Annotated in this window: 35 protein-coding genes; all 35 read right to left on the bottom strand. The window is 57.2% G+C overall.

Features of this window, described 5'->3' with window-relative positions:
• Positions 1-115: 115 nt before the first annotated feature.
• Positions 116-580: a bacterioferritin gene (bfr, locus tag L1P09_RS02330; RefSeq protein WP_009681979.1), complete on the bottom strand. Its 465-nt coding sequence runs from the start codon at positions 578-580 to the stop codon at positions 116-118.
• A 162-nt stretch (positions 581-742) separates the two neighbouring features.
• Positions 743-2,182, bottom strand: coding sequence for a catalase (locus tag L1P09_RS02325; RefSeq protein WP_235768401.1), 1,440 nt, complete (start codon positions 2,180-2,182; stop codon positions 743-745).
• Between the two features lie 172 nt (positions 2,183-2,354).
• The gene (gene rplQ, locus L1P09_RS02320) at positions 2,355-2,741 is read right to left on the bottom strand and encodes a 50S ribosomal protein L17 (RefSeq protein ID WP_003255451.1); all 387 of its coding nucleotides are present in this window, start codon (positions 2,739-2,741) and stop codon (positions 2,355-2,357) included.
• Between the two features lie 42 nt (positions 2,742-2,783).
• Complete coding sequence (locus tag L1P09_RS02315) at positions 2,784-3,785, bottom strand: DNA-directed RNA polymerase subunit alpha (protein ID WP_003255452.1); 1,002 nt, start codon at positions 3,783-3,785, stop codon at positions 2,784-2,786.
• A 22-nt stretch (positions 3,786-3,807) separates the two neighbouring features.
• Positions 3,808-4,428 carry a 30S ribosomal protein S4 gene (rpsD, locus tag L1P09_RS02310; RefSeq protein ID WP_009681977.1) on the bottom strand — a complete coding sequence of 207 codons (621 nt, stop codon included), beginning with the start codon at positions 4,426-4,428 and terminating at the stop codon, positions 3,808-3,810.
• A 15-nt stretch (positions 4,429-4,443) separates the two neighbouring features.
• The gene (gene rpsK / locus L1P09_RS02305) at positions 4,444-4,833 is read right to left on the bottom strand and encodes a 30S ribosomal protein S11 (protein ID WP_003255454.1); all 390 of its coding nucleotides are present in this window, start codon (positions 4,831-4,833) and stop codon (positions 4,444-4,446) included.
• 18 nt (positions 4,834-4,851) lie between these two features.
• Positions 4,852-5,208, bottom strand: a complete 357-nt coding sequence (rpsM, locus tag L1P09_RS02300; RefSeq protein ID WP_009681976.1) for a 30S ribosomal protein S13 — start codon at positions 5,206-5,208, stop codon at positions 4,852-4,854.
• Between the two features lie 131 nt (positions 5,209-5,339).
• A complete protein-coding gene (gene rpmJ, locus L1P09_RS02295; protein WP_002555468.1) occupies positions 5,340-5,456 on the bottom strand; it encodes a 50S ribosomal protein L36 in 117 nt (38 codons plus the stop codon).
• Positions 5,457-5,484: 28 nt separating this feature from the next.
• Positions 5,485-6,816 carry a preprotein translocase subunit SecY gene (gene secY / locus L1P09_RS02290; protein WP_003257108.1) on the bottom strand — a complete coding sequence of 444 codons (1,332 nt, stop codon included), beginning with the start codon at positions 6,814-6,816 and terminating at the stop codon, positions 5,485-5,487.
• Positions 6,817-7,251 (bottom strand): 50S ribosomal protein L15, encoded by a 435-nt coding sequence (rplO, locus tag L1P09_RS02285; protein ID WP_003255461.1) that lies wholly within the window; start codon positions 7,249-7,251, stop codon positions 6,817-6,819.
• A gap of 3 nt (positions 7,252-7,254) precedes the next feature.
• Positions 7,255-7,431 (bottom strand): 50S ribosomal protein L30, encoded by a 177-nt coding sequence (gene rpmD / locus L1P09_RS02280; protein ID WP_003255463.1) that lies wholly within the window; start codon positions 7,429-7,431, stop codon positions 7,255-7,257.
• A gap of 2 nt (positions 7,432-7,433) precedes the next feature.
• Positions 7,434-7,934, bottom strand: coding sequence for a 30S ribosomal protein S5 (gene rpsE / locus L1P09_RS02275; protein ID WP_003255465.1), 501 nt, complete (start codon positions 7,932-7,934; stop codon positions 7,434-7,436).
• A gap of 3 nt (positions 7,935-7,937) precedes the next feature.
• Entirely contained in the window at positions 7,938-8,288 is a 351-nt protein-coding gene (gene rplR / locus L1P09_RS02270; RefSeq protein ID WP_009681973.1) for a 50S ribosomal protein L18, read from the bottom strand.
• Positions 8,289-8,298: 10 nt separating this feature from the next.
• Complete coding sequence (rplF, locus tag L1P09_RS02265) at positions 8,299-8,832, bottom strand: 50S ribosomal protein L6 (protein ID WP_009681972.1); 534 nt, start codon at positions 8,830-8,832, stop codon at positions 8,299-8,301.
• A 12-nt stretch (positions 8,833-8,844) separates the two neighbouring features.
• Positions 8,845-9,237 carry a 30S ribosomal protein S8 gene (gene rpsH / locus L1P09_RS02260; protein WP_009681971.1) on the bottom strand — a complete coding sequence of 131 codons (393 nt, stop codon included), beginning with the start codon at positions 9,235-9,237 and terminating at the stop codon, positions 8,845-8,847.
• Between the two features lie 208 nt (positions 9,238-9,445).
• Positions 9,446-9,751, bottom strand: coding sequence for a 30S ribosomal protein S14 (gene rpsN / locus L1P09_RS02255; RefSeq protein WP_009681970.1), 306 nt, complete (start codon positions 9,749-9,751; stop codon positions 9,446-9,448).
• A 13-nt stretch (positions 9,752-9,764) separates the two neighbouring features.
• Positions 9,765-10,304, bottom strand: a complete 540-nt coding sequence (gene rplE, locus L1P09_RS02250) for a 50S ribosomal protein L5 (RefSeq protein WP_003255474.1) — start codon at positions 10,302-10,304, stop codon at positions 9,765-9,767.
• A gap of 20 nt (positions 10,305-10,324) precedes the next feature.
• Positions 10,325-10,639 (bottom strand): 50S ribosomal protein L24, encoded by a 315-nt coding sequence (rplX, locus tag L1P09_RS02245; protein ID WP_003255476.1) that lies wholly within the window; start codon positions 10,637-10,639, stop codon positions 10,325-10,327.
• A gap of 11 nt (positions 10,640-10,650) precedes the next feature.
• A complete protein-coding gene (rplN, locus tag L1P09_RS02240; RefSeq protein WP_008089810.1) occupies positions 10,651-11,019 on the bottom strand; it encodes a 50S ribosomal protein L14 in 369 nt (122 codons plus the stop codon).
• A gap of 23 nt (positions 11,020-11,042) precedes the next feature.
• A complete protein-coding gene (gene rpsQ / locus L1P09_RS02235) occupies positions 11,043-11,309 on the bottom strand; it encodes a 30S ribosomal protein S17 (protein ID WP_023534981.1) in 267 nt (88 codons plus the stop codon).
• Between the two features lie 2 nt (positions 11,310-11,311).
• Positions 11,312-11,503 (bottom strand): 50S ribosomal protein L29, encoded by a 192-nt coding sequence (rpmC, locus tag L1P09_RS02230; RefSeq protein ID WP_002555481.1) that lies wholly within the window; start codon positions 11,501-11,503, stop codon positions 11,312-11,314.
• A complete protein-coding gene (rplP, locus tag L1P09_RS02225; RefSeq protein ID WP_003255479.1) occupies positions 11,503-11,916 on the bottom strand; it encodes a 50S ribosomal protein L16 in 414 nt (137 codons plus the stop codon). Before rplP ends, rpmC begins: the two co-directional genes overlap by 1 nt.
• Positions 11,917-11,928: 12 nt before the next feature.
• Positions 11,929-12,615, bottom strand: coding sequence for a 30S ribosomal protein S3 (gene rpsC / locus L1P09_RS02220; RefSeq protein WP_003255481.1), 687 nt, complete (start codon positions 12,613-12,615; stop codon positions 11,929-11,931).
• Between the two features lie 13 nt (positions 12,616-12,628).
• Complete coding sequence (gene rplV, locus L1P09_RS02215; RefSeq protein ID WP_003103908.1) at positions 12,629-12,961, bottom strand: 50S ribosomal protein L22; 333 nt, start codon at positions 12,959-12,961, stop codon at positions 12,629-12,631.
• An 11-nt stretch (positions 12,962-12,972) separates the two neighbouring features.
• Entirely contained in the window at positions 12,973-13,248 is a 276-nt protein-coding gene (gene rpsS / locus L1P09_RS02210) for a 30S ribosomal protein S19 (protein WP_003255482.1), read from the bottom strand.
• A gap of 16 nt (positions 13,249-13,264) precedes the next feature.
• Positions 13,265-14,089 (bottom strand): 50S ribosomal protein L2, encoded by an 825-nt coding sequence (gene rplB / locus L1P09_RS02205; protein ID WP_003255483.1) that lies wholly within the window; start codon positions 14,087-14,089, stop codon positions 13,265-13,267.
• Positions 14,090-14,103: 14 nt separating this feature from the next.
• A complete protein-coding gene (rplW, locus tag L1P09_RS02200) occupies positions 14,104-14,403 on the bottom strand; it encodes a 50S ribosomal protein L23 (protein ID WP_003255484.1) in 300 nt (99 codons plus the stop codon).
• Complete coding sequence (gene rplD, locus L1P09_RS02195; protein WP_003255485.1) at positions 14,400-15,002, bottom strand: 50S ribosomal protein L4; 603 nt, start codon at positions 15,000-15,002, stop codon at positions 14,400-14,402. The genes rplW and rplD overlap by 4 nt, the downstream gene beginning before the upstream one ends.
• Before the next feature lie 12 nt (positions 15,003-15,014).
• Positions 15,015-15,650, bottom strand: coding sequence for a 50S ribosomal protein L3 (gene rplC, locus L1P09_RS02190; RefSeq protein ID WP_003255486.1), 636 nt, complete (start codon positions 15,648-15,650; stop codon positions 15,015-15,017).
• Between the two features lie 80 nt (positions 15,651-15,730).
• The gene (gene rpsJ, locus L1P09_RS02185; protein WP_003186070.1) at positions 15,731-16,042 is read right to left on the bottom strand and encodes a 30S ribosomal protein S10; all 312 of its coding nucleotides are present in this window, start codon (positions 16,040-16,042) and stop codon (positions 15,731-15,733) included.
• 141 nt (positions 16,043-16,183) lie between these two features.
• Entirely contained in the window at positions 16,184-17,377 is a 1,194-nt protein-coding gene (gene tuf, locus L1P09_RS02180) for an elongation factor Tu (protein WP_054881963.1), read from the bottom strand.
• A gap of 27 nt (positions 17,378-17,404) precedes the next feature.
• A complete protein-coding gene (gene fusA / locus L1P09_RS02175) occupies positions 17,405-19,552 on the bottom strand; it encodes an elongation factor G (RefSeq protein WP_009681248.1) in 2,148 nt (715 codons plus the stop codon).
• Between the two features lie 30 nt (positions 19,553-19,582).
• Positions 19,583-20,053, bottom strand: a complete 471-nt coding sequence (rpsG, locus tag L1P09_RS02170; protein ID WP_003246741.1) for a 30S ribosomal protein S7 — start codon at positions 20,051-20,053, stop codon at positions 19,583-19,585.
• Between the two features lie 106 nt (positions 20,054-20,159).
• Complete coding sequence (rpsL, locus tag L1P09_RS02165; RefSeq protein WP_003255492.1) at positions 20,160-20,531, bottom strand: 30S ribosomal protein S12; 372 nt, start codon at positions 20,529-20,531, stop codon at positions 20,160-20,162.
• A 211-nt stretch (positions 20,532-20,742) separates the two neighbouring features.
• Entirely contained in the window at positions 20,743-24,942 is a 4,200-nt protein-coding gene (gene rpoC, locus L1P09_RS02160) for a DNA-directed RNA polymerase subunit beta' (protein ID WP_009681247.1), read from the bottom strand.
• Positions 24,943-24,984 lie beyond the last annotated feature (42 nt).

Raw genomic sequence — 24,984 nt, 5'->3', positions numbered from 1 at the left:
GCCCCATCGCGGCACAAGGCCGCCCCTACAGGCGATCGCATGAACCTTTGGGTTGCGCTCTCGCCTGTAGGGGCGGCCTTGTGTCGCGATGGGCTGCAAAGCAGCCCCCCGGCTACTACATCTGCGATTGCAGGTAGTTCTCCAGGCCAATGGCCTTGATCAGCCCCTGCTGCTTTTCCAGCCAGTAGGTATGATCTTCTTCAGTGTCGGCCAACTGCGCACGCAGAATGTCGCGGCTGACATAGTCCTTGTGCAATTCGCACAACTCGATGCCTTTGCACAACGCAGCGCGCACTTTGTATTCAAGCTTGAGGTCGGCTTCGATCATTTCCGGCACGGTGCTGCCGACTTCCAGGTCGTCTGCACGCATGTCAGGCGTACCTTCCAGCATGAGGATACGACGCATCAGCGCATCAGCGTGTTGCGCCTCTTCTTCCATCTCGTGGTTGATGCGCTCGTAGAGTTTGGACAGGCCCCAGTCTTCGTACATGCGCGAATGAATGAAGTACTGGTCGCGTGCCGCCAGTTCGCCCTTCAGCAGCGTGACGAGGTAGTTGATTACGTCCGGATGGCCTTGCATCGCCCTGTTTCTCCATGTGGAAGCTTCTATGCCGCATAGTGTGAACCAGCTTTTGCCGAAGGTCACTGGAAAAGGCGCAATCCGGGCAAAAAATCGGCTAAACAGTAGTGATATTCATTGAAAAACCGCCCAAATGAGGGCGGTTCTTCTTATCACTTCGAGTTAAGCGAGATTCACGCCCAACGCCTTGGCGATACCTTCGCCATAGGTCGGGTCAGCCATGAAGAAATACTGCAACTGGCGCTGGATGACATCGTCACTGACCCCTGCCATCGCCCCGGCGATGTTGCTGATCAGCAGCGCCTTCTGCTCGTTGCTCATCAAGCGGAACAGCGCGCCGGCGTGGCTGTAGTAGTCGTTGTCCTCACGGTGATCATGGCGGTCCGCTGCACCGGTGAGCGCCAGTCCAGGTTCAGCGTGACGCGGTGACTGCTTGGGTGCGTCGGCGTAGCTGTTAGGCTCGTAATTCGGCGCCGCACCATAACTGCCGGTCGCCATGGAGCCGTCGCGCTGGTAGCTGTTCACAGCGCAGCGCGGTGCATTCACCGGCAGTTGCTGGTGGTTGGTACCGACACGGTAGCGGTGGGCGTCAGCGTAGGCGAATACGCGGCCCTGCAGCATGCGGTCGGGTGACAGACCAACGCCAGGCACCATGTTGCTAGGCCCAAACGCTGCTTGCTCGACTTCAGCGAAATAGTTGAGCGGGTTCCGGTTAAGCTCCAGCACCCCCACCTCGATCAGCGGGTAGTCCTTCTGCGACCAGGTTTTGGTGACGTCGAACGGGTTTTCCTTACGGCTCGCCGCCTCCGCTTCGCTCATGACCTGCATGCACACGGTCCAACGCGGGTAGTCACCACGCTCGATGGCTGCAAACAAGTCGCGCTGCGCATAGTCCGGATCGGTACCGGCCAGGCGCGCCGCTTCTGCGGGGGCGAGGTTCTTGATGCCTTGCTGGGTCTTGAAGTGCCACTTCACCCAGGTGCGCTCGCCTTTCTGGTTGATCAGGCTGTAGGTGTGGCTGCCAAAGCCGTGCATATGGCGATAGCCATCCGGGATGCCTCTATCCGAGAACAGAATGGTTACCTGATGCAGCGCTTCAGGCGAATGCGACCAGAAGTCCCACATCATCTGGGCATTCTTGAGGTTGGTCTGTGGGTGGCGCTTCTGGGTGTGGATAAAGTCCGGGAACTTCAACGGGTCGCGAATGAAGAACACGGGGGTGTTGTTGCCCACAATGTCCCAGTTGCCTTCTTCGGTATAAAACTTTACAGCGAAGCCACGCGGGTCACGCTCGGTATCGGCTGAACCACGCTCGCCACCGACGGTGGAAAAACGCAGGAAGGTTTCGGTTTGCTTGCCGATTTCGCCGAAAAGCTTGGCGCTGGTGTAGGCCGTTATATCGCGGGTGACGGTGAAGGTGCCGTACGCACCCGAACCCTTGGCGTGTACGCGGCGCTCCGGAATATTCTCGCGATTGAAATGGGCGAGCTTCTCGATGAGGTGGAAGTCGTCGAGCAACAATGGGCCACGTGGGCCGGCGGAGCGGGAGTTCTGGTTGTCGGCTACTGGTGCACCGCTGGCGGTGGTAAGAGTCTTGCTCATGGGCTCTCCTTATCGGTCTTGGAACGCCGGCTGATCGGCTATGGGGAGAGTATCGATGAGCCGGACTACGAGAACAAATTCATTAGATGACTTGTATCAATAGAAATAAACAATAGTTGCAGCCACAAAAAACCGGGCACTAGGCCCGGTTCTTTGTAGCAGACAGAACGTCTTACTCAGCAGCTTCTACAGCACCGCCGACAGGACGATCAACCAGCTCGACGTACGCCATAGGCGCGTTGTCGCCAGCGCGGAAACCGCACTTCAGGATGCGCAGGTAGCCGCCCTGACGGGTGGCGTAGCGCTTGCCCAGGTCGTTGAACAGTTTGCCAACAGCGGACTTCGAACGGGTACGGTCGAAGGCCAGACGACGGTTAGCAACGCTGTCTTCCTTGGCCAGGGTGATCAGCGGCTCGGCAACGCGGCGCAGTTCCTTGGCTTTCGGCAGGGTGGTTTTGATCAGCTCGTGCTCGATCAACGACACTGCCATGTTCTGGAACATAGCCTTGCGGTGAGAGCTGGTACGGCTCAGGTGACGTCCACTTTTACGATGACGCATGATTCATTCCTTACCAAACACTACGTTCGGTGATTACGACGATCAGGCGGTCGCCTTGTCGTCTTTCTTAAGACTTGCAGGCGGCCAGTTGTCGAGGCGCATGCCGAGAGACAGACCACGAGAGGCCAGGACGTCCTTGATTTCAGTCAGGGACTTCTTGCCGAGGTTAGGAGTTTTCAACAGCTCTACTTCGGTACGCTGAATCAGGTCGCCGATGTAGTAGATGTTCTCCGCCTTCAGGCAGTTGGCCGAACGTACAGTCAGTTCCAGGTCGTCAACCGGACGCAGCAGGATCGGATCGATCTCGTCTTCCTGCTCGACTACGACAGGCTCGCTGTCACCTTTGAGGTCGACGAACGCGGCCAGCTGCTGTTGCAGGATGGTCGCAGCGCGGCGGATAGCCTCTTCAGGGTCCAGGGTGCCGTTGGTTTCCAGATCAATGACCAGTTTGTCCAGGTTGGTACGCTGTTCAACACGGGCGTTCTCGACCACATAGGCGATACGACGCACCGGGCTGAACGAAGCGTCCAACTGCAGACGGCCAATGCTACGGCTTTCGTCTTCGTCGGTTTGACGGGAGTCGGCCGGCTCGTAACCACGACCACGAGCTACAGTGAGCTTCATGTTCAGGGCGCCGTTCGACGCCAGGTTCGCGATTACGTGATCGGGGTTGACGATCTCGACATCGTGATCCAGCTGAATATCGGCAGCGGTAACCACCCCCGAACCCTTTTTCGACAAGGTCAGCGTAACTTCGTCACGACCGTGCAGTTTGATAGCCAGGCCTTTCAGGTTCAACAGGATTTCAATGACGTCTTCCTGAACACCTTCGATCGCGGAGTACTCATGGAGTACGCCATCGATCTCGGCCTCGACTACTGCACAGCCAGGCATGGAGGACAACAGGATGCGGCGCAGCGCGTTGCCCAGGGTATGGCCGAAACCACGCTCGAGAGGCTCGAGCGTAATCTTGGCGCGGGTCGGACTGACTACCTGCACATCAATATGGCGGGGAGTCAGGAACTCATTTACCGAAATCTGCATGGATGCACCTATTTTCTAGCCCTTACTTGGAGTAGAGCTCGACAATCAGGTTCTCGTTGATGTCGGCAGACAGGTCGCTGCGAGCAGGAACGTTCTTGAAAACGCCCGACTTTTTGGCAGCATCCACGTCAACCCACTCAACGCGGCCACGCTGGGCGCAGAGTTCAAGGGCTTGAACAATGCGCAGCTGGCTCAGCGACTTCTCGCGAACCGCGACCACGTCACCCGGACGAACTTGGTAGGATGGAATGTTTACAGTCTTACCGTTGACGCTGATCGCTTTGTGCGAAACCAGCTGACGGGACTCGGAACGAGTCGAGCCGAAGCCCATACGGTAAACGACGTTATCCAGACGGCACTCGAGCAGTTGCAGCAGGTTCTCACCGGTTGCGCCTTTTTTCGAGGCAGCAGCTTGGTAGTAACCGCGGAACTGACGCTCCAGAACACCGTAGATACGACGAACTTTTTGTTTCTCACGCAGCTGGGTGCCGTAGTCGGACTGACGGCCACGGCGCTGGCCGTGGATACCTGGGGCTGCTTCGATGTTGCACTTCGATTCCAGAGCGCGAACGCCGCTCTTCAGGAACAGGTCAGTGCCTTCACGACGAGACAGTTTGCATTTTGGACCAATGTAACGTGCCATTCTTCTGTCTCCTGATTACACGCGACGCTTCTTCGGCGGACGGCACCCGTTGTGCGGGATAGGCGTCACGTCGGTGATGCTGGCGATCTTGTAGCCGCAGCTGTTCAATGCACGAACGGCGGACTCACGACCTGGACCTGGACCCTTGACGTTTACGTCGAGGTTTTTCAGACCGTATTCCAGCGCAGCTTGACCAGCACGCTCAGCAGCAATCTGAGCTGCGAACGGGGTGGATTTGCGCGAACCACGGAAACCCGAACCACCGGAGGTCGCCCAGGACAAAGCATTGCCCTGACGGTCGGTGATGGTCACGATGGTGTTGTTGAAAGATGCATGGATGTGGGCGATGCCATCAACCACTGTCTTTTTAACTTTTTTACGAGGACGAGCAGCAGGTTTTGCCATGTCTATATTCCTGGGCGATTACTTGCGGATCGGCTTACGCGGGCCCTTACGGGTGCGTGCGTTGGTCTTGGTGCGCTGACCGCGAACCGGCAGACCTTTACGATGACGCAGGCCGCGGTAGCAACCCAGGTCCATCAAGCGCTTGATCTTCATGTTGACGTCACGACGCAGGTCACCTTCAGTGGTGAACTTCGCGACTTCGCCACGCAGGGTTTCGATTTGCTCGTCGCTCAGATCCTTGATCTTTGCGGCTGGATTTACACCAGCGTCTACACAGATCTTCTGTGCAGTTGTGCGACCGACACCATAGATGTAGGTCAGCGAGATAACAGTATGCTTGTTATCTGGAATGTTGACGCCTGCAATACGGGCCATTCAGTGGGACTCCAATTGACAGCTACCTACGCCCCGGAAGCCAAGAAATAGGGCGCGAGATAATATCGCTGTAGAAACGAATAATCAACCCAGCAGCACACTAGCTGCTGGGTTTGAAGCGCAGATCACACTCAGCCTTGGCGCTGTTTGTGACGCGGTTCCGCGCTGCAGATCACTCGTACGACGCCTTCGCGACGGATGATCTTGCAGTTACGGCACAGCTTTTTCACCGATGCACGAACTTTCATTACCGACTCCTCGAACCTTAGGGGCGTATCAGCGCAGCAGGCCGCTGCCACCGTAGCCTTTCAGGTTGGCTTTCTTCATCAGGGATTCGTACTGGTGCGAAACGAGGTGCGATTGTACTTGGGACATGAAGTCCATCACAACCACTACCACAATCAGCAACGAGGTCCCGCCAAGGTAGAACGGCACATTTGCTGCCACCACCAGGAACTGGGGCAGAAGGCAGACGGCCATCATGTAAAGAGCACCGAACATGGTCAAACGGGTCAGTACGCCATCAATGTAGCGTGCCGACTGCTCACCAGGACGGATACCCGGAATAAAGGCACCGGACTTCTTCAGGTTTTCCGCTACGTCTTTCGGGTTGAACATCAACGCTGTGTAGAAGAAGCAGAAGAAAATGATCCCTGCACTAAACAGCAGAATGTTCAACGGCTGACCAGGAGCGATCGACTGCGAGATGTCCTGCAGCCAGCCCATACCTTCGGACTGACCGAACCAGGCACCCAGCGAAGCCGGGAACAGCAAAATGCTGCTCGCGAAAATGGCCGGGATAACCCCCGCCATGTTCACCTTCAACGGCAAGTGGCTGGTCTGCGCAGCGAAGACCTTGCGGCCCTGCTGACGCTTGGCGTAGTGAACGGCGATACGACGCTGACCACGCTCAATGAACACCACGAAACCGATAATCGCTACTGCCAGCAAACCGATTGCGACCAGGGCGAAAATGTTGATATCGCCTGTGCGTGCAGACTCGAAAGACTGCCCGATTGCTCTCGGAAGACCGGCAACGATACCCGCGAAGATCAACATCGAGATACCGTTGCCCACACCGCGCTCGGTGATCTGCTCGCCCAGCCACATCATGAACATCGCGCCCGCCACGAAGGTGGAGACGGCGACGACATGGAAGCCCAGGCCTACAGAAAACGCCACGCCCTGGTTGGCCAGGCCAATGGACATGCCAATGGCTTGAACCAGTGCCAGGATAACGGTGCCGTAGCGGGTGTACTGGCTGATCTTGCGACGGCCAGCTTCACCTTCCTTCTTCAACTGCTCCAGTTGCGGGCTGACCGCAGTCATCAGCTGCATGATGATCGATGCCGAGATGTACGGCATGATCCCCAGTGCAAAGATGCTCATGCGCTCGAGCGCGCCACCGGAAAACATGTTGAACAAGCTAAGAATGGTCCCCTCATTCTGCCGAAACAGATCCGCCAGACGGTCCGGATTGATGCCAGGCACCGGGATATGTGCGCCTATCCGATAGACGATGATCGCCATGAACAGAAAGCGCAGACGAGCCCAGAGTTCCGACATCCCGCCCTTACCGAGCGAAGAGAGAGCACCTTGCTTAGCCATTTATTCCTCGAATTTGCCGCCAGCTGCTTCGATAGCCGCACGCGCACCCTTGGTGGCTGCGATACCCTTGATGGTGACTGCGCGAGTAACTTCGCCAGACAGCATGATTTTCACACGCTGAATGTGCTGGTTGATCACGTTGGCATCCTTCAGGGATTGCACGGAGATCACGTCGCCTTCCACTTTGGCCAGCTCGGACAGACGCACTTCAGCGCGGTCCATGGCTTTCAGGGAAACGAAGCCGAACTTCGGCAGACGACGGTGCAGCGGCTGTTGACCGCCTTCGAAGCCAGGAGCGATCGAACCACCCGAACGGGAAGTCTGACCTTTGTGGCCACGGCCGCCGGTCTTACCCAGACCGCTACCGATACCACGACCTGGACGATGCTTCTCGCGACGGGAACCCGGCGCTGGACTCAGATCATTGAGTTTCATCGATTAGCCCTCGACCTTCAGCATGTAGTAAGCCTTGTTGATCATCCCGCGGTTCTCGGGAGTATCCTGGACTTCTACAGTGTGACCGATGCGACGCAGACCCAGGCCTTTAACACACAGTTTGTGGTTAGGCAGACGGCCCGAGACGCTCTTGATCAGCGTTACTTTTACGGTTGCCATGATCAGAAGATCTCCTCGACGCTCTTGCCGCGCTTGGCAGCAATGGATTCAGGAGATTGCATGGCTTTCAGACCCTTGAAGGTGGCGTAAACCACGTTCACTGGGTTGGTCGAACCGTAGCACTTGGCCAGAACGTTCTGAACACCAGCAACTTCCAGGACAGCACGCATTGCGCCACCGGCGATGATACCGGTACCTTCCGAAGCAGGCTGCATGTAAACCTTCGAGGCGCCGTGGGCAGCCTTGGTGGCGTACTGCAGGGTAGTGCCCTTCAGGTCAACCTGGATCATGTTGCGACGGGCAGCTTCCATGGCTTTCTGGATCGCGGCTGGTACTTCGCGCGATTTGCCACGGCCGAAGCCGACACGACCTTTACCATCACCTACCACGGTCAGCGCGGTGAAGGTGAAGATACGGCCGCCTTTTACGGTTTTGGCAACGCGGTTAACTTGAACCAGCTTCTCGATGTAGCCTTCGTCGCGCTTTTGATCGTTATTTGCCATAACTTAGAACTCCAGCCCGCCTTCACGAGCAGCATCAGCCAGCGCTTTGACGCGGCCATGGTACTTGAAGCCGGAACGGTCAAAGGCAACTTGAGATACACCGGCGGCTTTCGCACGCTCAGCTACCAGCTTGCCAACCTTAGTGGCCGCGTCGATGTTGCCAGTGGCGCCATCACGCAGTTCTTTGTCCAAGGTCGAGGCGCTTGCCAGAACCTTGCTGCCGTCGGCCGAAATGACCTGGGCGTAGATGTGCTGCGAGGAGCGGAACACGCACAGGCGCACGACTTCGAGTTCGTGCATCTTGAGACGTGCTTTGCGAGCGCGACGCAGTCGAATAACTTTTTTGTCGGTCATTTACTAGGCCCTACTTCTTCTTGGCTTCTTTACGACGGACTACTTCGTCCGCGTAACGCACACCTTTACCTTTGTAAGGCTCTGGCGGACGGAAGTCGCGGATTTCAGCGGCCACCTGACCCACCAGCTGCTTGTCGATACCCTTGATCAGGATGTCGGTCTGGCTTGGGGTTTCAGCGGTGATACCGGCTGGCAGTTCGTAGTCCACTGGGTGCGAGAAGCCCAGAGCCAGGTTCAGGACGGTGCCTTTAGCCTGTGCCTTGTAACCAACACCGACCAGCTGGAGCTTGCGCTCGAAGCCTTGGCTTACGCCTTGGACCATGTTGTTCACCAGAGCGCGGGTGGTACCGGCCATGGCGCGAGCTTGCTGGTCACCGTTGCGAGCGACGAAACGCAGCTCGCCAGATTCTTCGGTAACTTCAACAGACGAGTGAACGTTCAGTTCGAGAGTGCCTTTGGCACCCTTCACCGAAAGCTGCTGGCCGGCGAATTTGACTTCGACGCCTGCTGGCAGCTTAACGGGGTTCTTAGCGACGCGAGACATGCCTATCTCCCCTTAGAACACTGTGCACAGAACTTCGCCGCCGACACCGGCAGCGCGCGCAGCGCGATCAGTCATCACACCTTTGTTGGTGGAGACGATAGACACGCCCAGACCGCCACGTACTTTCGGCAGCTCTGCGACGGACTTGTACTGGCGCAGGCCTGGACGGCTGGAGCGCTTCAGTTCTTCGATGACCGGACGGCCTTCGAAATACTTCAGTTCGATCGACAGGGAAGGCTTGGCCTCACCAGTTACCTGGTAGCCAGCGATGTAACCTTCGTCTTTCAGAACTTTGGCAACCGCGACCTTCAGGGTGGAGGAAGGCATGCTTACGACGGACTTTTCAGCCATCTGGGCATTACGGATGCGAGTTAGCATGTCCGCTAACGGGTCCTGCATACTCATGGGCTAGATGCTCCTGATACAAGAATTATTAGCCTTGCGGCTATCACAACCACCCGAACAGGCAGGGGAAAACCCCAGGCTCAGGTGAGCCGGTCATTCTAGACACAAGGTAGAAACGAAACAAGCCCCATGTAGGGGCTTGTTTGCTGGCAAGGTCACCGGCGGTCGGAAGATTGCTCCCCTTGCGCCGGGATCTTGCCTGCAGCGATTACCAGGAGGCCTTGACCAGACCTGGTACGTCACCGCGCATTGCAGCTTGACGCAGCATGTTACGGCCCAGGCCGAACTTACGGTATACACCGTGAGGACGACCGGTCAGGCGGCAACGGTTGCGCAGGCGCGAAGCGCTAGCGTCGCGTGGCTGCTTCTGCAGAGCGACTACGGCAGCGAAACGCTCTTCAGGAGAGGCGTTGACGTTGACGATGGTCGCTTTCAGTTCAGCACGCTTCTTAGCGAACTTGGCTACCGTGAGCTGACGCTTCAGCTCGCGGTTTTTCATGCTCTTCTTGGCCATTTTCCTACTCCAATCAGTTGCGGAACGGGAACTTGAAAGCACGCAGCAGAGCGCGGCCTTCGTCGTCCGAACGAGCAGTGGTGGTCAGGGTGATGTCCAAACCGCGCAGAGCATCGATCTTGTCGTAGTCGATTTCCGGGAAAATGATCTGCTCTTTCACGCCCATGCTGTAGTTGCCACGGCCATCGAAGGACTTGGCATTCAGGCCGCGGAAGTCGCGGACCCGAGGCAGGGAGATCGCCAGCAGGCGGTCCAGGAATTCGTACATCTTGTCGCTACGCAGGGTCACCTTGACGCCGATCGGCCAGCCTTCGCGGACTTTGAAGCCAGCGATGGACTTGCGAGCGAAAGTCACAACCGGCTTTTGACCGGTGATCTTTTCCAGGTCGGCAACAGCGTGCTCGATGACTTTCTTGTCGCCGATCGCTTCGCCCAGACCCATGTTCAGGGTGATCTTGGTAACGCGCGGAACTTCCATCACGTTCGACAGCTTAAGTTCTTCCTTAAGCTTAGGAGCGATTTCGTTCCGGTAAATCTCTTTCAGTCGTGCCATGGTCTTCTACCTAGCAGTGTTCAAGCATCAACCGCTTTTTGGGTCGACTTGAAGACACGAATTTTTTTACCGTCTTCTACTTTGAAGCCAACGCGATCAGCCTTGTTGGTTTCACCGTTGAAGATGGCAACGTTGGAAGCGTGCAGAGGCGCTTCTTTCTCGACGATACCGCCCTGTACGCCCGCCATCGGGTTAGGCTTGGTATGACGCTTGACCAGGTTCACGCCACCGATGACCAGACGGTCATCAGCCAGAACCTTCAGCACCTTACCGCGCTTACCTTTGTCTTTGCCGGCGATCACGATGATCTCGTCGTCACGACGAATCTTTTGCATGTCGGATCTCCTTACAGCACTTCAGGGGCGAGCGAGACGATCTTCATGAACTTCTCGGTACGAAGTTCACGGGTCACTGGCCCGAAGATGCGAGTGCCGATCGGCTCTTGCTTGGTGTTCAGCAGAACAGCAGCGTTGCCGTCGAAACGAATGATGGAACCGTCAGCGCGACGTACACCGTGACGGGTACGGACGACAACAGCAGTCATCACCTGGCCTTTTTTGACCTTACCGCGCGGAATTGCTTCCTTGACGGTTACTTTGATGATGTCACCGATGCCGGCGTAACGGCGGTGCGAGCCGCCGAGCACCTTGATGCACATGACGCGACGAGCGCCGCTGTTATCGGCCACATCGAGCATGGATTGAGTCTGAATCATAAAATTTCTCCGACCCCTAGCCCTTAGACTTCAACAGCGCGTTCGAGGACTTCAACCAGTGCCCAGGACTTGGTCTTGGCCAGCGGACGGGTTTCGGTAATGGAAACCTTGTCGCCGATTTTGCACTGGTTGGTTTCGTCGTGCGCGTGCAGCTTAGTCGAACGCTTAACGTATTTACCGTAGATCGGGTGCTTGACGCGACGCTCGATCAGAACGGTGATGGTCTTGTCCATTTTGTCGCTGACGACACGGCCAGTCAGCGTACGGACGGTTTTTTCAGCTTCAGCCATGATCACTTACCTGCCTGCTGGTTGAGCACAGTTTTCACGCGAGCGATGTCACGCTTAACTTGCGAGAGCAGGTGCGACTGCCCCAACTGGCCAGTTGCTTTCTGCATACGCAGATTGAACTGGTCGCGCAGCAAGCCGAGCAGTTGCTCGTTCAGTTGCTGTGCCGATTTTTCACGAAGTTCATTCGCTTTCATCACATCACCGTCCGCTTAACAAAGGAGGTGGCGAGAGGCAGCTTTGCAGCAGCCAGGGCGAAAGCTTCGCGCGCCAGCTCTTCAGAAACACCCTCGATCTCGTACAGGACTTTGCCTGGCTGGATCTGGGCAACCCAGTACTCCACGGAACCCTTACCTTTACCCATACGAACCTCGAGAGGCTTCTTGGAGATCGGCTTGTCCGGGAACACACGGATCCAGATCTTGCCGCCACGCTTAACGTGACGGGTCAGCGCACGACGTGCTGACTCGATCTGGCGAGCGGTGAGGCGACCGCGAGCAACAGCTTTCAGGGCGAATTCGCCGAAGCTGACTTTGCTACCGCGCAGTGCCAGACCACGGTTGTGGCCAGTCATCTGCTTGCGGAATTTTGTACGCTTTGGTTGCAACATTTGGCGTACCCCTTACTTAGCAGCTTTTTTACGAGGCGCTGGTGCTTGTGGTTTCAGTTCTTCTTGGCGACCACCAATCACTTCGCCTTTGAAGATCCAAACCTTCACACCGATCACACCGTAAGTGGTGTGAGCTTCGTAGGTGTTGTAGTCGATATCGGCACGCAGGGTGTGCAGCGGCACACGACCTTCGCGATACCACTCGGTACGAGCAATCTCAGCACCGCCGAGACGACCGCTCACCTGGATCTTGATGCCCTTGGCACCAATACGCATGGCGTTCTGTACGGCGCGCTTCATGGCGCGACGGAACATTACGCGGCGTTCCAGCTGCTGAGCTACGCTCTGCGCAACCAGCATAGCGTCGAGTTCCGGCTTGCGGATCTCTTCGATGTTGATGTGCACAGGCACACCCATCTGCTTGGTCAGGTCCTGACGCAGCTTCTCGACATCTTCACCTTTCTTCCCGATAACGATACCTGGACGAGCGGTGTGGATGGTGATGCGTGCAGTTTGAGCCGGACGATGAATATCGATACGGCTTACGGACGCGCTTTTTAGTTTGTCTTGGAGGTACTCACGCGTTTTCAGATCCTTCAACAGGTAATCTGCGTAAGTAGCACCGTCTGCGTACCAGACGGAGGTGTGCTCCTTGACGATTCCCAGGCGAATGCCAGTGGGATGTACTTTCTGACCCATCTGATCGACTCCGTTACTTGTCCGCAACCTTGACAGTGATATGGCAAGACCGCTTGACGATGCGATCAGCACGGCCTTTGGCACGTGGCATGATGCGCTTCAGCGAACGCCCTTCGTTGACGAAGACGGTGGAGACCTTCAGGTCATCAACGTCTGCGCCTTCGTTGTGTTCGGCGTTGGCTACGGCCGACTCGAGGACTTTCTTCATGATTTCAGCAGCTTTTTTGCTGCTGAAGGCCAACAGGTTGAGCGCTTCGCCCACCTTCTTCCCGCGGATCTGGTCGGCGACCAAGCGGGCTTTCTGGGCGGAGATTCGAGCGCCCGACAACTTAGCGGCTACTTCCATTTCCTTACCCCTTAACGCTTGGCTTTCTTGTCAGCCACGTGCCCGCGATAGGTGCGGGTACCGGCGAACTCGCCCAGTTTGTGGCCGACCATGTCTTCGTTCACCAGAACTGGGACATGTTGACGACCGTTGTGTACCGCGATGGTCAGACCGACCATTTGTGGCAGGATCATCGAACGACGCGACCAGGTTTTAACTGGCTTGCGATCATTCTTCTCCACCGCCACTTCGACCTTCTTCAGCAGGTGAAGATCGATAAAAGGACCTTTTTTCAGAGAACGTGGCACTGTCGTATCCCTCTAGTTACTTGCGACGACGGACGATCATGTTGTCGGTACGCTTATTACCACGGGTTTTAGCACCCTTGGTTGGGAAGCCCCATGGCGATACCGGATGACGACCACCGGAGGTACGACCTTCACCACCACCGTGTGGGTGGTCAACCGGGTTCATGGCAACACCACGAACGGTTGGGCGAACGCCGCGCCAGCGTTTGGCACCAGCTTTACCCAGCGAACGCAGGCTGTGCTCGGAGTTCGAGACTTCGCCCAGGGTCGCACGGCACTCAGCCAGGACTTTACGCATTTCACCAGAGCGCAGACGCAGGGTCACGTAGACACCTTCGCGAGCGATCAGCTGAGCCGAAGCACCAGCGGAACGAGCGATCTGTGCACCTTTACCCGGCTTCAGTTCGATGCCGTGGATGGTGCTACCTACTGGAATGTTGCGCAGCTGCAGGGAGTTACCGGCCTTGATTGGGGCCAGTGCACCTGCGATCAGCTGGTCGCCAGCGCTCACGCCTTTAGGGGCGATGATGTAGCGACGCTCACCGTCTGCGTAGCACAGCAGGGCGATGTGAGCAGTACGGTTCGGGTCGTATTCGATACGCTCGACAGTGGCTGGGATGCCATCTTTGTCGTTGCGACGGAAGTCGACCAGACGGTAATGCTGCTTATGACCACCACCAACGTGACGAGTGGTAATGCGGCCATTGTTGTTACGACCACCAGACTTCGATTTTTTCTCGATCAGCGGTGCGTGAGGAGCGCCTTTGTGCAGCTCCTTGTTGACCACCTTGACCACGAAACGGCGGCCAGGGGAAGTCGGTTTGCATTTAACGATTGCCATGATGCACCCCTTCCTTACTCAGCACTGCTGCTGAAATCGAGATCTTGGCCTGGCTGAAGGGAGACGATCGCCTTCTTCCAGTCATTACGCTTGCCCAGACCACGTGCGGTACGCTTGGTTTTACCCAGAACGTTAACAGTCGACACGTTTTCAACTTTTACGTTGAACAGGCCTTCGACAGCTTTCTTGATTTCCAGCTTGGTTGCATCGGTAGCAACCTTGAATACGAACTGGCCTTTTTTCTCAGCCAGAACGGTAGCCTTCTCGGAAACGTGCGGGCCAAGGAGGACTTTGAATACGCGTTCCTGGTTCATCCCAGCAGCTCCTCGAATTTCTTCACGGCCGAGACAGTGATCAACACTTTCTCGTATGCGATCAGACTGACCGGGTCGGAACCTTGTACGTCACGTACATCGACGTGCGGCAGGTTACGAGCAGCCAGGTACAGGTTCTGATCAACAGCGTCGGAAACGATCAAAACATCGCTCAGACCCATGCCGTTCAGCTTGTTCAGCAGATCTTTGGTTTTTGGCGCTTCAACAGCGAAGTCCTGAACCACGACCAGACGGTCGCTACGCACCAGCTCAGCGAGGATGGAGCGCAGTGCTGCGCGGTACATCTTCTTGTTGAGCTTCTGCGAGTGATCTTGAGGGCGAGCTGCGAAGGTTACACCACCGCCACGCCAGATCGGACCACGAGTGGTACCAGCACGAGCACGGCCAGTACCCTTCTGACGCCATGGGCGCTTACCGCCACCAGCCACGTCGGAACGGGTCTTCTGCTGCTTGGTACCCTGACGGCCGCCAGCCATGTAGGCCACGACTGCTTGGTGAACCAGCGTCTCGTTGAATTCGCCACCGAAAGTCAGTTCGGAAACTTCGATCGCCTGAGCGTCATTTACATTAAGTTGCATGTCAGTTTCCCCTTAACCGCGAGCCTTGACAGCTGGACGTACAACCACGTCGCCACCAGTAGCGCCAGGTACGGCACCTTTGATCAGCAGCAGGTTGCGTTCAGCGTCTACGCGAACTACTTCCAGGGACTGAACAGTCACGCGCTCGGCGCCCATGTGACCGGACATTTTCTTGCCCTTGAACACACGACCAGGAGTCTGGCACTGGCCGATGGAACCAGGAACACGGTGCGACACGGAGTTACCGTGGGTGTTGTCCTGACCACGGAAGTTCCAGCGCTTGATGGTACCGGCAAAGCCTTTACCTTTGGACTGACCAGTAACGTCAACCAGCTGGCCTGCAGTGAAGAGTTCAGCTTTGATCAGATCGCCAGCCTGGAAATCGCCTTCTTCAAGACGGAACTCCCAAACACCGCGACCAGCGGCAACGTTGGCCTTGGCGAAGTGGCCTGCCTGAGCGGCAGTCACACGCGAAGCACGACGCTCGCCGACAGTGACTTGCACTGCACGGTAGCCATCGGTTTCTTCAGTTTTGAACTGGGTGACGCGATTCGGCTCGATCTCAATGACCGTGACCGGAATGGAGACACCTTCTTCGGTGAAAATGCGGGTCATACCGCACTTGCGACCGATTACACCAATAGTCATGTTGTAAACCTCATGAGTGTACGGGGCTTTCACCCGCTATGGCCGCCCATTTCAGAGCGTTACACGACTAGACCGAAGTCTTAGCCGAGGCTGATCTGTACTTCCACACCTGCCGCCAGATCAAGCTTCATCAGCGCGTCAACGGTTTTATCCGTTGGCTGGACGATGTCCAGAACACGCTTATGAGTGCGGATCTCGTACTGGTCACGCGCGTCTTTGTTGACGTGCGGGGAAACCAGAACGGTGAAACGCTCTTTGCGGGTAGGCAGTGGAATTGGACCACGCACTTGTGCACCAGTACGTTTCGCGGTTTCCACGATTTCCTGGGTGGATTGGTCGATCAGGCGATGGTCGAAAGCCTTCAACCTGATACGGATTTGCTGATTTTGCATTGGATTTCAGACTCCAGGCTGTTCCCAACGGACGCACTACGCCCGCTAAAAGGAGGCGTGATTCTATAGACGCCCCCATTTAGTGTCAACCCAATAAAAAAAACCCCCGCTGAGCGGGGGTTTTTTCAATCGGTCGAGAGATTACTCGATGATTTTGGCTACGACGCCGGCGCCGACGGTACGACCGCCTTCACGGATAGCGAAGCGCAGACCGTCTTCCATTGCGATGGTCTTGATCAGGGTAACAGTCATCTGAATGTTGTCACCTGGCATTACCATTTCAACGCCTTCCGGCAGTTCGCAGTTACCGGTCACGTCAGTGGTACGGAAGTAGAACTGAGGACGGTAGCCTTTGAAGAACGGAGTGTGACGGCCGCCTTCTTCCTTCGACAGAACGTAGACTTCTGCGGTGAACTTGGTGTGCGGCTTGACCGAACCTGGCTTGACCAGAACCTGGCCACGCTCAACGTCGTCACGCTTGGTACCACGCAGCAGAACGCCGCAGTTCTCGCCAGCACGACCTTCGTCCAGCAGCTTGCGGAACATCTCAACACCGGTGCAGGTGGTGGTGGAGGTGTCACGCAGACCAACGATTTCCAGCGGATCCTGAACGCGGACGATACCACGCTCGATACGGCCGGTAACAACGGTACCACGACCCGAGATCGAGAATACGTCTTCGATTGGCATCAGGAATGGCTGGTCGATGGCACGAACTGGCTCAGGGATGTAGGCATCCAGAGTTTCTACCAGCTTCTTGACAGCGGTAGTGCCCATTTCGTTGTCGTCTTTGCCTTCCAGCGCCATACGAGCCGAACCGATGATGATCGGGGTGTCGTCGCCTGGGAAGTCGTAGGTGGACAGCAGGTCGCGAACTTCCATCTCGACCAGCTCCAGCAGCTCAGCGTCGTCTACCAGGTCAGCCTTGTTCAGGAAGACCACGATGTACGGAACGCCAACCTGACGGGACAGCAGGATGTGCTCACGGGTTTGTGGCATCGGACCATCGGCGGCCGAGCAAACCAGGATCGCGCCGTCCATCTGGGCAGCACCGGTGATCATGTTCTTCACGTAGTCAGCGTGACCTGGGCAGTCAACGTGAGCGTAGTGACGAATGTTCGAGTTGTACTCGACGTGAGCGGTGTTAATGGTAATACCGCGCGCTTTTTCTTCCGGAGCCGAGTCGATCTTGTCGAACTCAACGACTGCCGAACCGAAAACTTCGGAGCAGACGCGAGTCAGAGCTGCGGTCAGAGTGGTCTTACCGTGGTCAACGTGGCCGATGGTGCCGACGTTAACGTGGGGAAGGGAACGATCAAATTTTTCTTTAGCCACGACAGTGAACCTCTTGCCTAAAGGGGATTAGCCTTGTTTTTTAACGAGTGCTTCGACGATGTTCGACGGAGCTTCGGCGTATTTGGAGAATTCCATGGAGTAGCTTGCGCGACCCTGAGACATGGAACGAACGTCGGTTGCATAACCGAACATTTCTCCGAGTGGTACCTCAGCAGTGATTACCTTGCCGGACACCGAGTCTTCATTACCCTGGATCATCCCACGACGACGGCTCAGGTCACCCATCACGTCACCCAGGTAGTCTTCCGGGGTTACAACTTCGACCTTCATGATCGGCTCAAGCACCACGCCACCGCCCTTCTGGGCCAGTTGCTTGGTCGCCATCGAAGCGGCGATCTTGAACGCCATTTCGTTGGAGTCGACGTCGTGGTACGAACCGTCGAACACTGTAGCCTTCAGGCCGAGCAGCGGATAGCCGGCAACAACGCCGTTTTTCATCTGCTCTTCGATACCCTTCTGGATCGGGGCGATGAATTCCTTCGGAATCACACCACCAACGACTTCGTTGGTGAAGACCAGACCTTCGGTGATGTTGCCCTTCTCGTCGACGTCTGGCTCCGAGAAACGGATCCAGCAGTGACCGAACTGACCACGACCACCCGACTGACGAACGAACTTGCCTTCGATCTCGACGTTGGACTTGGTGATCTTCTCGCGGTACGAAACCTGCGGCTTGCCGACGTTGCACTCGACGTTGAATTCGCGCTTCATGCGGTCAACGAGAATGTCCAGGTGCAGCTCACCCATACCGGAGATGATGGTCTGGCCGGTTTCTTCGTCGGTCTTGACGCGGAACGACGGGTCTTCCTGGGCCAGCTTGCCCAGTGCGATACCCATCTTCTCCTGGTCAGCCTTGGTTTTCGGCTCTACGGAGAGCGAAATTACCGGCTCAGGGAAGTCCATACGCTCAAGGATGATCGGCTTGTCGAGGTTGCACAGGGTATCACCGGTGGTGACGTCCTTCATCCCGATCAGAGCAGCGATGTCGCCTGCACGTACTTCCTTGATTTCTTCACGCTGGTTGGCGTGCATCTGCACCATACGGCCAACGCGCTCTTTCTTGCCCTTGACCGAGTTGATGACGGAGTCACCAGAGGTCAGGAAGCCCGAGTAAACGCGGACGAAGGTCAGGGTGCCCACGAACGGGTCGGTAGCGATCTTGAACGCCAGAGCCGAGAACGGCTCGTCGTCGTCAGCAGGACGCTCGTCGTACTGTTCTGGCTTGACTTCATCCTTCGGCACGTCGATCAGATCAGGGTGGATACCCTTGATCGCAGGGATCTCGGTTGGCGCAGGCAGGTAGTCAATGACGGCATCGAGAACCAGGGGAACGCCCTTGTTCTTGAACGAAGAACCGCAGACAGCAGGAACGATCTCGCTCGCCAGAGTACGGGCGCGCAGACCAGCCTTGATGTCTTCGACGGACAGGTCACCTTCTTCAAGGTACTTGTTCATCAGCTCTTCGCTGGCCTCGGCAGCAGCCTCGACCATGTTGCTGCGCCATTCGTTGGCCAGGTCCACCAGCTCGGCAGGAATTTCTTCCTCGCGATAGGTGGTGCCTTTGTCGTCGTCGTTCCAGTAGATGGCTTTCATCTTGATCAGGTCAACCTGACCCTGGAAGTCATCTTCTGCACCGATGGCCAGCTGAACCGGAACCGGGGTGTGACCCAGACGGTTCTTGATCTGACCTACAACGCGCAGGAAGTTGGCACCGGCACGGTCCATCTTGTTCACGTAGACAACACGTGGAACGCCGTACTTGTTGGCCTGACGCCATACGGTTTCGGACTGCGGCTCAACGCCGGAGGTACCGCAGAACACAACGACCGCGCCGTCGAGTACGCGCAGCGAACGCTCTACTTCAATGGTGAAGTCAACGTGGCCGGGGGTATCGATGACGTTTACGCGGTAGTTGTCGTACTGACCACGGGAACCTTTCCAGAAGGTGGTAACGGCAGCGGAGGTAATGGTGATACCGCGCTCCTGCTCCTGCACCATCCAGTCGGTGGTCGCGGCGCCGTCATGCACCTCGCCCATCTTGTGGCTCAGACCTGTGTAGAACAGGATCCGCTCGGTAGTGGTAGTCTTGCCCGCGTCAACGTGGGCACAGATACCGATGTTACGGTAGCGGTTAATTGCTGTAGTACGAGCCATAAAGCCCTCGCGAAATGATTGATGCTTGAATTAGAAGCGGTAGTGCGAGAACGCTTTGTTGGCTTCAGCCATACGGTGCACGTCTTCACGCTTCTTGACTGCAGCACCCTTGCCTTCGGCAGCATCCAGCAGTTCGCCGGCCAGACGCAGAGCCATCGACTTCTCGCCGCGCTTGCGGGCGTAGTCTACGAGCCAGCGCATTGCCAGAGCGTTACGACGGGATGGACGAACTTCAACCGGAACCTGGTAAGTAGCACCGCCTACACGGCGGGACTTGACTTCGACCAGCGGAGCGATGGCGTCGAGAGCTTTCTCGAAGATTTCCAGGGGGTCGCTGTTCTTGCGTGCTTTGACGGTATCCAGGGCACCGTAAACGATGCGCTCGGCTACGGCCTTCTTGCCGCTTTCCATCACGTGGTTCATGAACTTGGCGAGGATCTGGGATCCGTACTTCGGATCGTCAAGGATCTCACGTTTTGCTGCTACACGACGTCTTGGCATGATAAGCCCTCAAACGGTCTTCAGGTTAGCCCGGGACGCGGGTCTTCGACCCCTGCCCGACCTTACTCTTATCGACTCAAAAAAATGGATGTCTGCAAACGGCCGATTACTTCGGACGCTTGGTACCGTATTTCGAACGACCCTGGTTACGGCCTTTGACGCCCGAAGTATCCAGAGAGCCGCGAACGGTGTGGTAACGAACACCTGGCAAGTCTTTTACACGGCCGCCACGGATCAGGACGACGCTGTGCTCTTGCAGGTTGTGGCCTTCACCACCGATGTACGAGGAAACCTCGAAACCGTTGGTCAGACGCACACGGCATACTTTACGCAGTGCCGAGTTAGGTTTTTTCGGCGTGGTGGTGTACACACGGGTGCACACGCCACGACGTTGCGGGCAGTTCTGCAGCGCAGGAACGTCGGACTTCTCGACCGAACGCTTACGCGGCTGACGTACCAGCTGGTTGATAGTTGCCATCTACTAGCTCCACTGATTGTCTTGCGACTCTATTGTCTTGCAAGAAAGCCAAAAATTGGCGAGACGGAGCCTCACCAAATTTAAGGGTACAAAAGTCTAAAGAGGATCTTGCACCCAGTCAAGACAAGGCCCCGGCCCTCCTCGCCCGATCATCGGCAACATTTCATGTCACCGATGCCCGTTCGAGGGTAGCCGGGGCCCCGCCCTGGACTTAGTTACCGCTGGAATTCAGCGCTTCGGTCAGTGCGGCTTCCACCTCACTGGCGCTGACACGCAACGGTTTGTCGGCATCACGGCGACGCTTGCGCTCGCTGTGGTAAGCCAGACCAGTACCGGCTGGGATCAAACGACCCACAACCACGTTCTCCTTCAGGCCGCGCAGGTAGTCGCGCTTGCCGGTTACCGCCGCTTCGGTCAGTACGCGGGTGGTTTCCTGGAAGGAAGCCGCGGAGATGAACGACTCGGTCGACAGCGAGGCCTTGGTGATACCCAGCAGCACACGGGTGAACTTGGAGATGAACTTGTCCTCGCTGGCGAGACGCTCGTTCTCTACCAGTACCTGGGTCAGTTCCATCTGGTCGCCCTTGATGAAGCTGGAATCGCCCGACTCGGAGATCTCGACCTTGCGCAGCATCTGACGCAGGATGGTCTCGATGTGCTTGTCGTTGATCTTCACGCCTTGCAGACGGTAAACGTCCTGGATCTCGTTGACGATGTACTTCGCCAGCGCGCTGACACCCAGCAGACGCAGGATGTCGTGCGGATCGCTCGGGCCGTCGGAGATAACTTCACCGCGGTTTACCTGCTCACCTTCGAACACGTTCAGGTGGCGCCACTTCGGAATCAGCTCTTCGTACGGATCGCTACCGTCGGTCGGAGTGATCACCAGGCGACGCTTGCCCTTGGTCTCTTTACCGAATGCGATGGTGCCGCTGACTTCAGCCAGAATCGAGGCTTCTTTCGGACGACGCGCTTCGAACAGGTCGGCAACGCGCGGCAGACCACCGGTGATGTCACGGGTCTTCGACGTTTCTTGCGGGATACGCGCAATAACGTCACCAACACCGATCTGGGCACCGTCAGCCACACCCACGAGGGCGTTGGCCGGCAGGAAGTACTGGGCAGGTACGTCGGTACCTGGCAGGTACAGATCCTTGCCAGCGGCATCGACCATCTTGATTGCCGGACGGATTTCCTTGCCTGCGGCAGGGCGATCCTTCACGTCCAGTACTTCAATGTTGGTCAAGCCGGTCAGTTCATCGGTCTGACGCTTGATGGTGATGTTTTCTTCCATGCCCACGAAGGTCACGGTACCTTTCAGCTCGGTAACGATCGGGTGGGTGTGCGGGTCCCACTTGGCGACGATGGCGCCAGCTTCGACCTTTTCACCTTCCTTGACCGAAATCACTGCACCGTAAGGCAGCTTGTAGCGCTCACGCTCACGGCCGAATTCGTCGGCAATGGCCAACTCACCGGAACGCGATACGGCAACCAGGTTGCCGTCGGCACGCTCGACCTGCTTCAGGTTGTGCAGACGCACCATACCGCCGTTCTTCACCTGGACGCTGTCGGCAGCCGAAGTACGGCTTGCAGCACCACCGATGTGGAACGTACGCATGGTCAGCTGGGTACCCGGCTCACCGATCGACTGTGCAGCGATAACGCCGACAGCTTCACCGATGTTCACCTGGTGACCGCGAGCCAGGTCACGACCGTAGCACTTGGCGCAGATGCCGTAGCGGGTTTCGCAGCTGATCGGCGAACGCACGATCACTTCGTCGATGCTGTTCAGCTCGATGAACTCGACCCACTGCTCGTCGACCAGGGTACCGGCCGGAACGATCACGTCCTCGGTGCCTGGCTTGAACACGTCGCGGGCGATGACACGACCCAGTACACGCTCACCCAGCGGCTCTACAACGTCGCCGCCTTCGATGTGCGGCGTCATCAGCAGGCCTTGGTCGGTGCCGCAGTCGATCTCGGTAACCACCAGATCCTGGGCAACGTCCACCAGACGACGCGTCAGGTAACCCGAGTTCGCAGTCTTCAAGGCGGTATCCGCCAGACCCTTACGAGCACCGTGGGTCGAGATGAAGTACTGGAGTACGCTCAGACCTTCACGGAAGTTCGCGGTGATCGGCGTCTCGATGATCGAGCCGTCCGGCTTGGCCATCAGGCCACGCATACCAGCCAGCTGACGGATCTGTGCTGCGGAACCCCGCGCACCCGAGTCAGCCATCATGTACATCGAGTTGAAGGACTCTTGCTCGACTTCCTTGCCCTCGCGGTCGATGACCTTCTCTTTCGAGAGGTTGGCCATCATCGCCTTGGACACTTCGTCGTTCGCCTTGGACCACAAGTCGATGACCTTGTTGTACTTCTCGCCCTGGGTTACCAGGCCGGAGGCGTACTGGCTCTCGATTTCCTTCACTTCATCGGTAGCGTTACCGATGATGCGGGCTTTCTCGTCCGGGATAACGAAGTCGTTAACACCGATGGAAACACCGGAAATGGTCGAGTAGGCGAAACCGGTGTACATCAACTGGTCAGCGAAGATGACGGTCTCTTTCAGACCAACCACGCGGTAGCACTGGTTGATCAGCTTGGAGATCGCCTTTTTCTTCATTGGCTGGTTGACCACATCGTACGGCAGGCCTGCCGGTACAACCTGGAACAGCAGCGCACGGCCGACGGTGGTGTCGACGATACGGGTGTTCTTGACCACCGAGCCATCACGCTCTTTCACGGTTTCGTTGATACGAACCTTGATTTTCGCGTGCAGGGCAGCTTCGCCGGCGCGGAATACGCGGTCGACTTCCTGCAGGTCGGCGAATACGCGACCTTCGCCCTTGGCATTGATGGCCTCACGGGTCATGTAGTACAGACCCAGTACAACGTCCTGCGACGGAACGATGATTGGCTCACCGTTGGCTGGCGACAGAATGTTGTTGGTCGACATCATCAGCGCGCGCGCTTCGAGCTGGGCTTCCAGCGTCAGCGGCACGTGAACGGCCATCTGGTCACCGTCGAAGTCGGCGTTGTACGCGGCGCAGACCAGCGGGTGCAGCTGGATGGCTTTACCTTCGATCAGAACCGGTTCAAAGGCCTGGATACCCAGACGGTGCAGGGTTGGCGCACGGTTGAGCAGTACGGGGTGTTCGCGGATCACCTCGGCGAGAACGTCCCATACCTCTGGCAGCTCGCGCTCGACCATCTTCTTGGCAGCCTTGATGGTGGTCGCCAGACCACGCATTTCCAGCTTGCCGAAAATGAACGGCTTGAACAGCTCGAGGGCCATCTTCTTCGGCAGACCGCACTGGTGCAGACGCAGGGTCGGGCCTACGGTAATTACCGAACGGCCGGAGTAGTCCACACGCTTACCGAGCAAGTTCTGACGGAAGCGACCTTGCTTACCTTTGATCATGTCGGCCAGGGACTTCAGCGGACGCTTGTTCGAGCCAGTGATGGCGCGACCGCGACGGCCGTTGTCCAGCAGGGCGTCGACCGCCTCCTGCAGCATGCGCTTTTCGTTGCGCACGATGATGTCCGGCGCCGACAGATCCAGCAGGCGCTTCAGACGGTTGTTACGGTTGATCACCCGACGATACAGGTCGTTCAGGTCGGAGGTCGCGAAGCGGCCACCATCCAGCGGCACCAGCGGACGCAGGTCCGGCGGCAGTACTGGCAGAACGGTCAGCACCATCCACTCAGGCAGGTTGCCCGAGCCCTGGAAAGCTTCCATCAGCTTCAGGCGCTTGGACAGCTTCTTGATCTTGGTTTCCGAGTTGGTCTGCGGAATTTCTTCGCGCAGGCGGCCGATCTCGTGCTCCAGGTCGATAGCGTGCAGCAGTTCGCGGACAGCCTCGGCACCCATGCGGGCGTCGAAGTCGTCACCGAACTCTTCCAGCGCTTCGAAGTACTGCTCGTCGTTCAGCAGCTGGCCCTTTTCCAGGGTGGTCATGCCCGGGTCGATAACGACGTAGCTCTCGAAGTAGAGCACGCGCTCGATGTCACGCAGGGTCATGTCCATCAGCAGGCCGATACGGGACGGCAGCGACTTCAGGAACCAGATGTGAGCGACCGGCGAGGCCAGCTCGATGTGCGCCATGCGCTCACGACGCACTTTGGCCAGGGCAACTTCAACGCCGCACTTCTCGCAGATTACGCCACGGTGCTTGAGGCGCTTGTACTTGCCGCACAGGCACTCGTAGTCCTTGACTGGGCCAAAGATCTTGGCGCAGAACAGGCCGTCACGCTCAGGCTTGAACGTACGGTAGTTGATGGTTTCCGGCTTCTTAACTTCACCGAACGACCACGAACGGATCATTTCAGGCGACGCCAGACCGATGCGGATGGCGTCGAACTCTTCGACTTGACCCTGGTTTTTCAGCAAATTCAGTAGGTCTTTCAAGGCCTTTCCTCCTGGCGGAGCAGGGAGCGGGCATTACCTGCC

The sequence above is a fragment of the Pseudomonas juntendi genome, from assembly GCF_021560075.1.
Classification (GTDB): Bacteria; Pseudomonadota; Gammaproteobacteria; order Pseudomonadales; family Pseudomonadaceae; genus Aquipseudomonas; species Aquipseudomonas juntendi.
This window is presented reverse-complemented; position numbering and strand designations above follow the sequence as displayed.